A 12,730-nucleotide genomic window follows, 5' to 3' on the forward strand; every position below is an offset into this window, starting at 1 on the left:
TTTAGGCTGGAATATCCCAAAACGTTAGGCCATTTCGAGGGACTTGTGTGAGTCTTTCTGAAAGCTTTTCGCCATCAGGAAAAACAAGGGAAGGGGCGATTTCGCTAAGCGGATACAACATAAACTCACGCTCTTTTAGCCCATAATGTGGAACGATTAACCGTTCAGTATTGATGATACGGTTACCAAAAAGCATGATATCGAGGTCAAGCGTTCGTGGCCCCCAACGTTCCTCTTTGCGTACACGGCCAAGTTCAAGCTCGATTTTTTGTGTATGGTTAAGAAGAACCTCGGGCTCAAGGCTTGTTTCTAGTAGCACAGCCAGATTCAAAAAATCTGGCTGGTCCTGTGGGCCTAATGGCTTGGTTCGATAAACAGAAGAGGTAGAAACAACGCGGCTATTAGGAATAGCATCTAATGCTGCAATAGCTTGCTGTGCCTGTAGCAGCGGCTCACCAAGGTTACTTCCTACAGCAATATAGACTTGTTCCATTGTATTCTCTCTATCTATTATGACTTATTCGGCCGGCGCGCGCCGGTTCCACCTTGTGATGAACGTGGGCGATGGCGGCGGCGAGTAGGGGCACTACCTAATTCCGAAATCATTTCACGCTGTTTGATATTATTCGCTTGTTGAAAATCAGTCCACCATAACGCTAACTCTTGTAACTCGTTGCGGTGCTCAACATTGGCTCTTAATTCTAATAAATCAAACGCTGCACGGAATTTTGGGTGCTCCATCAGTTTATTTGCACGGCGACCTTGGCGGCGAGGTAAGCGTAATTGCAATAACCAAATATCACGCATAGTGGTTGTAATGCGTTTTGGGATCGCAATCGAGCGGCACTGTTCATCTAAAATATCATTCATTGCCAGCGCAAAGGCGTCGTAATAGGCCAACCCGCCTTCTTGAGATAGCTTCTCAGCATGCTCAGTAACTGGGTACCATAACATAACAGCAAATAAAAAAGCAGGGTTAACACGCTTATCATTTTTTAGTCTGAAGTCAGTATTTTTAAGGACTTGCTCAATGATTTTTTCCATTGGCGAATCACTGTTATCAGTAAAGCGGCTTGCGACAACAGGGAAAAGTTGCTCAAATAAACCATATTTTTTGAGCATTTTATAGGTCGCGTAACCTTGGCCTGCTTGGAGTAATTTGAGTGATTCTTCAAATAACCGAGCTGATGGAATTTCTCTCAATAAATGAGCGAGTTGGTAAATTGGTTCTGCGGTTTTCGGCTCGATGCTCATATTTAATTTGCAGGCAAAACGTACCGCTCTTAGCATTCTGACTGGGTCTTCACGATAGCGCGTTTCAGGGTCACCAATTAAACGAATAACGCCAGCTTTGAGGTCTTTCAAACCATTAACGTAGTCACGTAATGTGAAGTCTTCAATATTGTAATATAGGCTATTAACGGTGAAGTCCCGACGAATCGCATCTTCCTCAATAGAACCAAAGATGTTATCGCGTAACAACATACCGTTTTGCGCTTGTGCAGATAAGTTTTTGTCATCTGACACATTTTGGTCATGGTGGCCACGGAAAGTTGCAACTTCAATAATTTCGGGGCCAAACATAATATGGGCTAGACGGAAACGACGACCAACTAGACGGCAATTACGAAATAATTTGCGGATCTGCTCAGGTGTTGCGTTCGTAGTTATATCGAAGTCTTTAGGCTTTTGGCCTAAAAGCAAATCACGCACACCACCCCCCACTAAGTAGGCTTCAAAGCCACTTTTATTTAAGCGATACAGTACTTTTAATGCATTGTCACTAATATCACTACGCGAAATAGGATGTTCGGAACGCGGGATAACAGTAATGTTTTCGTCGTTTACGGTTGTCATTGTAGGGCGCTTCTCAGGTGTTGAATCGGCACGTTGAGATTGACGAACCGTTTTTTTAATAGGGGCTGTTTTATGGGGTTGAGCGGTGTTCTGCTCTTTAGATGCGGTTTGCGCATGAGCAGAATGAGTGACTGGCCTTTTACCGGCTGCCTGTATATCTCGCGAAGTATCACGATGTTGTTCTACATCTTCAGGGGATGCGTCTGTATTGCGAGATAAAATATTACGGCAGAAATTTGCTACTCGGTTAAAAATAGTACACCTCGATGTCATTACCAATATTCATTAAACAAAAATAAGCGGCTAATCATAGCTCACAGAAGTTTCTTTGAGAATGGTTAAACGAATAAAAGTCATCTCTAATTATAAACGTTACCAATAAAATTTACGCAAAATAATAGCTCAAAAAGCGATCTCACTATAGAAGTATAGGTTTAGAAGCCTTATTTTAAGCGCTTTTTTGTTGTTAGAGGATTATTCAACTTCAAACTATGGGGTTAAATAACAGCCTAATCTATCTCCGTAAAAAATTACGTGAAAGTAAATGTTTATCTTACTTAAAAGAGCACGATAGGACGTTATCGCCAACCAATTGGCAAAAAGATGCGGGAAGGATAGATTTTATGTGATAGCTAACGCAAGGAATAAGCTCTGAGTGGAACATAACAGGATGTAGAGTTCCCTTGTAACGGCGCAGTAATATGCGCCGTTCAGGACTCCATATAGACACTAGCCAGCCATTTGCTTTTCGCGAATTTCAGCTAATGTTTTACAGTCGATACATAAATCAGCGGTAGGACGGGCTTCCAAACGGCGGATACCAATTTCTACACCACATGATTCACAATAGCCAAAGTCGTCATCTTCAACTTTTTTCAGCGTTTTTTCGATTTTCTTAATCAGTTTACGTTCACGGTCCCGGTTACGTAATTCAAGGCTGAATTCTTCTTCCTGAGCGGCTCTATCAACGGGGTCTGGAAAGTTAGCTGCCTCATCTTGCATATGAGTAACAGTCCGGTCCACTTCATCTCTGAGTTGATTGCGCCATGCTTCGAGAATGAGCTTAAAATGCGCCAACTGGGCCTCGTTCATGTACTCTTCGCCAGCTTTTTCATGATAGGGTTCAACCCCAGCAATGGCGAGAATGCTTAAGGACGATGTCTTACGTTTTTGCCCTTCTTGCATAATGCTTCTCCTACACACGCAAATTTTACAAAAACCCCAAGGGGGAAAAATTAAGGTCGCTATAAATAGCAGAAGACTGCGCTCTTGGCAATCGTTCCTGCAATGAGTTTTGTAATGCTGTGAGGGCGAGCGTGTTTATTCCCTTTTTAGCGCCCAGAACTCTGCGGCCTCGTATAAAAATCGGTTAAAAAAACTTTATTTAATAGAGTTAAAGTGAATCTGCTTACTTAACACCATTTGTTGAACAGTTATATCAGCTTGATAACAAAGCACTTCAACACCACTTTGTCTCGCTTCCTCCAATAAGAGCGCATATTGTTTATCAATATGTGCCGCTGCAGATGCTACGTGAATACCTGTGTGTAAAGCAACAAACAATAGTATGGCTCTTTTTCCTTCTTTCGCAATATGCATGAGCTCTCTTAAATGCTTTTGGCCTCTAAGTGTCACTGCATCAGGAAAGAACCCCTGATTATTTTCTAGTAAAGTTACTGATTTTACTTCGATAAAGCAATCTGGTAATCCATTTTGCGTGAGATAGAAATCGATTCGGCTATTTTCTGTGCCATATTTAACTTCAGGTTTTATTACGCTGTATTCGGATAATTCTGGAATGTGTTTTTCGGCTAAGGCTTGTGCAACTAATTGGTTCGCACGAAGGGTATTAATGCAAATAAAGTGGCCATTTGTGGTTTGGGTTAACTCCCAACTATACGGATATTTGCGTTTTGTATTATTGGACGTCGAATACCAGATGGTATCACCAGGGGTAGCACAACCTGTCATAGCGCCTGTATTCGCACAGTGAATTGTAATTTCTTCGCCGCTCGGTAAAGTAACATCAGCCAAAAAGCGCTTGTAACGTTTAATTAAAGTAGCTGGTTGTAAGGCGGGTTCAAATTCCATGGGATCTCCGCTATCGTTGTCGGTAATATGCTTACTGGCAAAAGAGGCTAATGCTACAATGTCTGACAGTAAAAGTTAAATACATGGAGTGATAACCTCAGTGTTACCGATATTCGAAGTTTGTGAGGACATACTTACCGCGTTAGTCGCTTCACCTCAAGTTTTGCTTCATGCACCTACAGGTGCAGGTAAATCAACGGTTTTACCGTTAGAAATATTAAAAAGTGGGGTTATTGATGGGCGGGTTATTATGTTGGAACCCCGTCGCTTAGCGGCACGTTCAGTAGCGGCTCGCCTCGCACAGCAACTTGGTGAAGATATCGGTCATACCATTGGTTTACGCATGCGATCTGAAACTAGAGTTAGTCGCCACACGCGTCTTGAAGTCGTGACAGAAGGCGTATTGACCCGCTTACTGCAAAATGACCCAATGCTTGAAGGGGTTGGCTTAGTCATTTTAGATGAGTTTCATGAACGAAATTTACAGGCAGACTTAGGTCTCGCTTTGTTAATTGATTCACAGCAAGCCTTACGTGAAGATTTAGGTATTCTATTAATGTCAGCGACACTGGATGATCAAGGGCTGAATCAGTTGTTTCCTGATGCTCCAGTTATCACTTCACAAGGGCGTACGTTCCCCGTAATACGTGAATATCATCCGATTAACCCAAATAAACTCTTCCATAAAGAAGTGGCGCTAGCGGCTTGGCAGTTATTGCAACAAGAGCACGGGTCTTTATTATTATTTCTTCCAGGTATGGGGGAAATCGAGAAAGTAAGAGTAGAACTCGCTTCGATGGTAAGTGAGGACATACTTTTATGTCCTTTATACGGAGCATTATCTCTACAGGCTCAGCAACAGGCGATACAGCTGGCACCAGAAGGAATGCGAAAGATCGTATTAGCCACCAATATTGCGGAAACCAGTTTAACGATTGAAGGGATCCGCCTTGTGATGGACAGTGGTTTTGAACGTGTGGGTCAGTTCAACCCACGAACAGGACTGACAAAGCTCATTAAACAGCGAATCAGCCAAGCATCGATGGCGCAGCGAGCCGGTCGAGCAGGCCGTTTAGAAGCAGGTGTTTGTTGGCACTTATTTAGTGAAGAGCAAGCTGAACGTGCGGCTCAATTTAGCGAGGCTGAAATTGCACAAAGTGACCTAAGCAACTTATGGTTATCTTTATTACAGTGGGGTTGTCACGACGTGGCACAGCTCAATTGGCTGACTTTACCCCCGAAACCTGCGATATCTGCGGCAAAAAATTTACTCAGTCAATTAGGTGCCATTGATGTGGCTGGTAAGTTAACGCCTTTTGGGCAGCAGATGGCGGTGTTAGGCAGTTCAGTGCGAACAGCGGCAATGCTGTGTAAGGCACAACAAACCCAAAATCAGCATGTTATTCAATTAGCTGCGTTGCTGGTGGCGATTATCGAGGAACCTCCTCGTCAACAAGATGCGGATCTTCGTTATTATATAGAAAGGCCAACTGAGGGGTGGTGCAAGAGAGCATCAGCACTTTGCGAACAAAAAGTGTTGAGTACCATTGGTCAGCAAGATGCGCTAATTAGTGAGTGGTTACCAACGTTGTTAGCTGTGGGTTATCCCGATCGCATTGCGAAATCTCGAGATAACCAACATCGCTATCAATTAGCGAGTGGTTTGGGGGCAATATTGGGTGAATCGGATAGGCTAATGGGAGAGTCGTGGTTAATGGTGGTGTCTTTATGGCAACCCGAAAATATGGCGGATGCGCGTATTTCCTTGGCTTACCCTATTGAAATTGACAGATTACAAGCAGATTGCCCATCTTTATTTAACACTCAAGAAACGGTCGAATGGGATGAACAAAAAGGGACCTTATTAGCTTGGAAACGCTTGCAATGTGGCCAATTAGTAGTGAAATCAGAACGTTTGAGCAACCCTGATAAGGCTGAGATTTGCCAAGCGCTGGTTTATTGGTTGAAGCAAAATGGCTTGCAGCAGTTAAATTGGCAAGAAGATGCTTTGCAATTGTGTATTCGCTGCATGCTAGCTAAGCGGTATTTTCCTGATATTGCTTTTCCTGATTTTGATGATATAGCGCTATTAGATTCGTTAGATGAATGGCTTGAACCTTATCTTGATGGCATAACAAATAAGCAAAAACTACAGCAGATTGATTTAGCCTCTTTATTAATCAATCGATTAGATTGGCAGCAGCAACAGTGGTTAGAAAGTATGTTTCCGAAGACCTATCGAGCGCTATCTTTACATGATGTAAGTATTCACTATTCGTTAGATAAGCCACCAGTGATAGCTATTCGTATGCAAGAGATGTACGGGGAAAAAGCGAACCCGACAGTAGCACAAGGGAAAATTCCTATTACGCTCTCTTTGCTTTCTCCTGCGATGCGGCCATTGCAGATTACACAAGACCTTGGCGTATTTTGGCAGGGCAGCTATAAAGAGATACAAAAAGAGATGAAAGGGCGTTATCCAAAGCATTTATGGCCGGATGACCCTGCAAATACTGCGCCAACGAGACAAACAAAAAAAGCGATGATGGGTGCGAAATAACCTATTTTTGTGCTCTAATAGCGGGTTTCCTCATTCAGGTTATCGATGCGTTAACCTGAGTAAGGAAATGTAATTAAGAGCTTTCTTTGGTGAAATCTCTGAGGTTATGAGCCAAAATTAACCACTAAATTGGCGTAACTAGTGAGTTATTAAGTTATTTTGTCATGTGATATGGAGTGACCATGTCAGGTAAAGATTTTGAACCGATCGGCAGACGTAATAAAAAAACTGCTGGGAAAAAACAGTCTTCATCTCGCCGCCGTAGAGACCGCGATGACTATGACGATGAAGATTTATTTGAAGATGATGATATTGATGAACAATATCTCGATGATGAAGAAGAGCAAATGGCTAAAAAAGGCTCAAAAAAGAACAAGCCTCGGAAGGTAAAAAGTAAATGGCGTTGGTTTTGGCTGCTAGTCAAACTGATGATCGTGTTTGCTGTTTTACTCGCGGCATATGGTTTTTATTTAAACCAACAAATTAAAGAACGTCTCGATGGTAAGGTTTGGGACTTACCCGCCGCAGTATACGGCCGGATGGTTAATCTTGAACCGGGCATGGACTACAGCCAGGCTGAAATGGTTCGCCTGCTTGAAGGTATGCAATACCGTAAGGTGAGTAAAATAACGACATCGGGCGAATTTGTAGTACGCGGTAATAGTATCGAAATCTTACGCCGACCGTTCAATTTCCCTGATCAAAAAGAAGGGCAAATACTCGCGCGTATGGTGTTTGATAATAACGCGTTGAGCAAAATTGAAAATATGGAAAATGGCCGCTCATTTGGCTTTTTCCGCTTGGACCCGAAACTGATCACGATGATGCAGTCGGCGAATAATGAGCAACGGTTAGTTTTACCGATATCTGATTTTCCTGAGTCCTTAGTTAAAATCTTACTAGAAACCGAAGATCGAAACTTTTATGAGCACGATGGGGTCAGTTTGTACTCTATTGGCCGTGCTGTTGTTGCTAACTTAAGTGCAGGACGCTCTGTTCAAGGGGGAAGTACCTTAACTCAGCAGTTAGTCAAAAATCTCTTTTTGACCAATGAACGGACATTAAAACGTAAAGCCAATGAAGCGTACATGGCGGTTTTACTGGACTACAACTACAGCAAAGAGCGCATTTTAGAGCTGTATTTAAACGAAGTCTTTTTAGGCCAAAATGGTAATGATGAAATTCGTGGTTTCCCATTAGCGAGCTTGTATTACTTTGGTCGTCCAATCAACGAACTAAGTTTTGATCAACAGGCGTTATTAGTCGGTATGGTGCAAGGGGCATCAACGTATAACCCTTGGACTAAGCCACAAAATGCGATTAAACGCCGTAATATCGTACTGAAAATCTTGGAAACACGCGGTGTGATTGACCAAGAAATGTATCAGGTACTGAGCGCAAGGCCTCTCGGTGTGAAAAATAAAGAAGGGCTAGTGGCTTCTCAACCTGCCTTTATGCAAATGGTCCGTTTAGAACTCAATGAAAAATTGGGCGATAAAGTTAAAGAACTCTCTGGTGCGAAAATTTTTACCACTCTAGATCCTGTGGCTCAAACTGCGGCTGAAAATGCAGTTGAGAATGGTGTCGCTGATTTACGTAAATCTCGTAAATTAGATGACATAGAAGGTGCAATGGTGGTAGTTGACCGCATTAATGGCGAAGTACGCGCTATGGTTGGTGGTTCTCAGCCCCAATATTCAGGGTTTAACCGTGCGTTAAATGCACGGCGCAGCATTGGTTCTCTGGCAAAACCTCCGGTATACCTCGCTGCACTAAGTGAACCGGACCGTTTTCGTTTAAATACATGGTTAAAAGATGAGCCACTAACAGTAAAAGTCGGGAATCAAAACTGGAGCCCAAGAAACTACAGCCGTAATTTCAACGGCCGTATGATGTTAGTTGACGCTTTGGCAAAATCACAAAATATCCCAACGGTAAACTTAGGGCTAGAGGTCGGTTTAGACCAAGTGTTTAATACTTTTGTACGCTTAGGAGCTCCTGCGGCTGCCATGGAAAAAGTTCCTGCGATGTTATTAGGTGCAGTTAACCTAACACCAGCGGAAGTTGCTCAAGTTTATCAAACCATTGGTGGTGACGGTAATCGTGCGAAATTATCTGCATTGCGTTCTGTTATTGATGGAGATGGCAATGAAATTTACCAAAGCTACCCATCAGCAGAGCGAGCAGTACCTTCCCAAGCGGCATACCTCACATTGTATGGTATGCAGCAAGTGGTTAAACAAGGTACGGGCAGAGTCTTATTGACCAAATACGCCAAGTATAATTTAGCCGGTAAAACAGGGACAACTAACGATCTACGCGATAGCTGGTATGCAGGTATTGATGGCAAAGAAGTGGCGATTGTGTGGGTTGGCCGTGATAATAACGGTCCAACACAATTAACAGGTGCGACAGGCGCACTGAAAGTGTACCAACGCTACTTAGATAACCAAGCGCCATTAGCACTTATCAACCGTGCACCAGAGGGCATTGTTGATATGCAAGTCACTGCTGACGGCCAATTAAGTTGCTCAAACTTCGGCGGCGGTAGAATGTTGCCGATTTGGACAGATAACCCAGAAGGGTTATGCCAAGCGTCAGAAGAGCAAGCCCCGGTCTGGGACTTAAATGGTAATAATGGCGAGCAACAAGATGATGCGCCGGATTGGGTTAAGGATATGTTTGGCAATAATCCCTAAATTCTCGTCATATTTCAAGTTGTGACTGTGTTGGCTTCATTCGTCAACCCTAGTCACATACTTGTGTATGCTCCTAGGGATTTCCTCATTTGCCGCCTTGCCACAACTCGAACTATTTAGAGAATTAATTAGTTGGTGAATTGCTTATTTGAATGTTAATTAGTTAGGGAATTGTGGTGTAAGGCTCTTCTCGTCATATTTCAAGTTGTGACTGTGTTGGCTTCATTCGTCAACCCTAGTCACATACTTGTGTATGCTCCTAGGGATTTCCTCATTTGCCGCCTTGCCACAACTCGAACTCTTTAGAGAATTAATTAGTTGGCGAATTGCTTATTTGAAAGGCTAATTATTTGAATGTTAATTAGTTAGGGAATTGTGGTGTAAGGCTCTTCTCGTCATATTTCAAGTTGTGACTGTGTTGGCTTCATTCGTCAACCCTAGTCACATACTTGTGTATGCTCCTAGGGATTTCCTCATTTGCCGCCTTGCCACAACTCGAACTCTTTAGAGAATTAATTAGTTGGCGAATTGCTTATTTGAAAGGCTAATTATTTGAATACTAATTAGTTAGGGAATTGTGGTGTCGAACCTAGAGTTATCTATTCTTAACTATAAAAAAATAGAGGTGAAAATGGATAAAATTTCACCTCTATAACATCAATGTGAATTAATTCTCTTTAATTTTCATCAATGCAGTTTCTGCGGCTTTGATAGTTTTCTCAATGTCTTCATCGCTGTGGGCGATAGACATAAAGCCAGCTTCAAATGCAGAAGGCGCGAGGTAAATACCTTGCTCTAACATGTAATGGAAAAATTTCTTAAAGCGCTCAACGTCGCATTTCATCACATCTTGGTAGCAAGTTACGGTTGGGGCATCGGTGAAGAAAATACCAAACATGCCACCGACGTGATTGATAACCATCGGGATACCTTGCTCTGCGGAAACACGTTTTAAACCACGAGCTAACTTTTCTGTTAATTCATTTAAACGTGAGTGGACTCCCGGCTGAGAGACTTCTTTTAAGCAAGCGAGGCCAGCAGCCATCGCGACAGGGTTACCAGATAAGGTCCCTGCTTGGTAAACAGGCCCAATTGGTGCTAGTTTTTCCATAATTTCAAGGCGGCCACCGAAGGCACCAACAGGCATACCACCACCGATGATTTTACCTAAACAGGTTAAATCAGGTTGAACATCGTAGTAATCTTGTGCTCCACCTAATGCGACGCGAAAGCCTGTCATGACTTCATCAATGATGAGTACGGCATTGAATTCATCACATAATGCACGTAAACCAGGTAAAAATTCAGCTGTTGGTGGTACGCAATTCATATTTCCTGCAACAGGTTCAACAATGACACATGCAATATCTTCTGGATAATTTTCAAATGCTTGGCGGACTGAAGACAGGTCATTATAGGTACAAGTTAATGTGTGTTTTACAAAATCTTCAGGAACGCCAGGAGAGTTTGGTTCGCCCATAGTAAGCGCACCAGAACCTGCTTTGACTAATAAGCAATCTGCATGGCCATGATAGCAGCCTTCAAATTTGATGATTTTGTCACGGCCTGTGTAACCCCGAGCTAGGCGAATTGCGCTCATGGTCGCCTCAGTGCCTGAATTTACCATGCGTACCATATCCATAGAGGGGACTAGTTCACAAACTAATTCAGCCATTTCAACTTCAGCAGCAGTCGGAGCGCCAAAACTTAATCCTTTATGAACCGCTTTGATCACGGCATCACGGATCTCAGGATGGTTATGGCCTAAAACCATTGGTCCCCATGAGCCAACATAATCTACATAGGCTTTACCATCAACGTCATAAATATAAGCGCCATCCGCTTTTTCAATAAATAATGGGGTTCCACCAACACCATTAAAAGCACGAACAGGGGAGTTTACACCACCAGGAATTTGTTCTTTTGCTTGTGCGTAAAGTTTTTCAGATTGTGACATCGCAGGGCTCCAGAAAGAGGCTAAGAAAAAAATTGCTCTCATTCTAAAGCACCACACCAATTAAACCAAATGTTGATACGAAGATATGCACAATGTGTCTAATTGCGTAACAACACTTGAACCATTTAGTCAAGTGGCGGATAATTAGGTTAATTGATCTGAGTAGGTTTTAGCCTACACATGAATTTACCGGTCACCGGTTTGGAGTAAAAAATGAGTGATGATGCGGCTCTGCCTTTGCAATTTACTGATGCGGCAGCAATTAAAGTTAAAGATCTAGTCTCTGATGAGGACAACCCAAACCTGCGTCTGCGTGTTTATATCACTGGTGGCGGATGCAGCGGTTTCCAATATGGTTTCACATTTGATGATCAGATCAATGAAGGCGATATGACAATCGAGAAACAAGGTGTTGCTCTTGTCGTAGACCCAATGAGCCTACAATATTTAGTGGGTGGAAGTGTTGATTATACTGAAGGCTTAGAAGGTTCGCGCTTTATTGTGACCAATCCGAATGCTAAGTCTACTTGTGGGTGTGGTTCGTCTTTCAGCGTCTAATTTTCGTCATATTTCGAGCTGTGGCGGTGTTGGCTTCATTCAGTTACTCGGGTCACATACTAATGTATGCTCCCCGAGATATCTTCATTTGCCGCCTTGCCACAACTCGAACTATTTAGAAAATTTTTGTAATTTGTAATTTGTAATTTGTAATTTGTAATTTGTAATTTGTAATTCTCAATCAGATAATGCGTTTAACTGCTCGCACAGTTGTTCTGTCGCATTAACAATCCTTGGGCCTGCTCGGTGAAACCAATCTTCATTTAATCGGATAATTGGGACATTGAGCTGTGAGTGCCAAAATTTTTTCACTGTTTTTTCCTGTTCGGCTGAACCAGTCATAATAATTACATCTGGCTTGCGAGTGAGCACCTGCTCACGACTGACTTGAGGCCATTGAACAGCGCTATTAGCAAAAATATTTTCACTACCACAAAACTCTACGACATCATTTTGCAGCGTGTGGTTACCTGCGCTAAATAAAGGCTGAGTACCGAGTTGAATGAACACTTTCTTTGATTTTTTATTAGAAATTTTTTCTTTTTGATAAGGAGCGAGCCTAGAGCGCATTTTTTCAACATTTTGTTGTGCTATCTCTGGGGTTGGGCTGTATTGTGCTAATTCAATCACTGAGTTGATGACATCATCAATAGTTTGAGGATCGAAATAAATAATTGGGATACCGAGGCCTGCGAGTTGATCAAGAGGCCGCTGGGGGTTACCTCCTCGCCATGCGAGGATTAAATCAGGTTTAAGTGCGATAATACGTTCTACATTTAAACCTTGCCAATCAGAGACTTGTTCTAATTTTTTTGCTTGCTCTGGGTAATCGGAGTAAGCACTGACCGCAATTAAGCTATCTCCAAGCCCTGCTGCATAAGCAAGTTCAGTATTGGCCGGTGATAAACTAATAACGCGCTGCTTTGCCGCTCCTAGTGCAGAAAAGGCCACCAATAAAGCACATAATAAGGTGATAGTAAGGGAAAAATAATGCGTTATTCGTTTCAT

General features: G+C 42.6%; 9 protein-coding genes. 3 read left to right on the top strand and 6 right to left on the bottom strand.

Annotated elements, in window-relative coordinates; genetic code table 11:
* Position 1 precedes the first annotated feature (1 nt).
* The 4 genes from folK to sfsA all read right to left on the bottom strand — a co-directional run bounded on the left by folK (position 2) and on the right by sfsA (position 3,948).
* A complete protein-coding gene (gene folK, locus FVA72_RS05435) occupies positions 2-493 on the bottom strand; it encodes a 2-amino-4-hydroxy-6-hydroxymethyldihydropteridine diphosphokinase (RefSeq protein ID WP_094960949.1) in 492 nt (163 codons plus the stop codon).
* A 17-nt stretch (positions 494-510) separates the two neighbouring features.
* Entirely contained in the window at positions 511-1,857 is a 1,347-nt protein-coding gene (pcnB, locus tag FVA72_RS05440; protein ID WP_206077539.1) for a polynucleotide adenylyltransferase PcnB, read from the bottom strand.
* A gap of 729 nt (positions 1,858-2,586) precedes the next feature.
* Positions 2,587-3,042, bottom strand: a complete 456-nt coding sequence (dksA, locus tag FVA72_RS05445; protein WP_004260494.1) for an RNA polymerase-binding protein DksA — start codon at positions 3,040-3,042, stop codon at positions 2,587-2,589.
* Positions 3,043-3,237: 195 nt separating this feature from the next.
* A complete protein-coding gene (gene sfsA, locus FVA72_RS05450; protein ID WP_004260493.1) occupies positions 3,238-3,948 on the bottom strand; it encodes a DNA/RNA nuclease SfsA in 711 nt (236 codons plus the stop codon).
* A gap of 100 nt (positions 3,949-4,048) precedes the next feature.
* On the opposite strand from sfsA, the gene hrpB reads away from it, so the two are divergent.
* Together hrpB and mrcB are read left to right on the top strand one after the other, a co-directional pair.
* Entirely contained in the window at positions 4,049-6,508 is a 2,460-nt protein-coding gene (hrpB, locus tag FVA72_RS05455) for an ATP-dependent helicase HrpB (protein ID WP_110592260.1), read from the top strand.
* 182 nt (positions 6,509-6,690) lie between these two features.
* A complete protein-coding gene (gene mrcB / locus FVA72_RS05460) occupies positions 6,691-9,207 on the top strand; it encodes a bifunctional glycosyl transferase/transpeptidase (protein ID WP_110592259.1) in 2,517 nt (838 codons plus the stop codon).
* 667 nt (positions 9,208-9,874) lie between these two features.
* Here mrcB and hemL read toward each other — a convergent pair.
* Entirely contained in the window at positions 9,875-11,164 is a 1,290-nt protein-coding gene (gene hemL, locus FVA72_RS05465; RefSeq protein ID WP_110592616.1) for a glutamate-1-semialdehyde 2,1-aminomutase, read from the bottom strand.
* Positions 11,165-11,377: 213 nt separating this feature from the next.
* Between hemL and erpA the strand changes: the two genes are divergently transcribed.
* Complete coding sequence (gene erpA / locus FVA72_RS05470; protein WP_004260480.1) at positions 11,378-11,722, top strand: iron-sulfur cluster insertion protein ErpA; 345 nt, start codon at positions 11,378-11,380, stop codon at positions 11,720-11,722.
* 177 nt (positions 11,723-11,899) lie between these two features.
* On the opposite strand, the gene btuF is transcribed toward erpA, so the two are convergent.
* Positions 11,900-12,730: a vitamin B12 ABC transporter substrate-binding protein BtuF gene (gene btuF, locus FVA72_RS05475; protein WP_165119659.1), complete on the bottom strand. Its 831-nt coding sequence runs from the start codon at positions 12,728-12,730 to the stop codon at positions 11,900-11,902.

The organism is Providencia sp. PROV061, from assembly GCF_011045655.1.
In the GTDB taxonomy this organism is placed as follows: domain Bacteria; phylum Pseudomonadota; class Gammaproteobacteria; order Enterobacterales; family Enterobacteriaceae; genus Providencia; species Providencia hangzhouensis.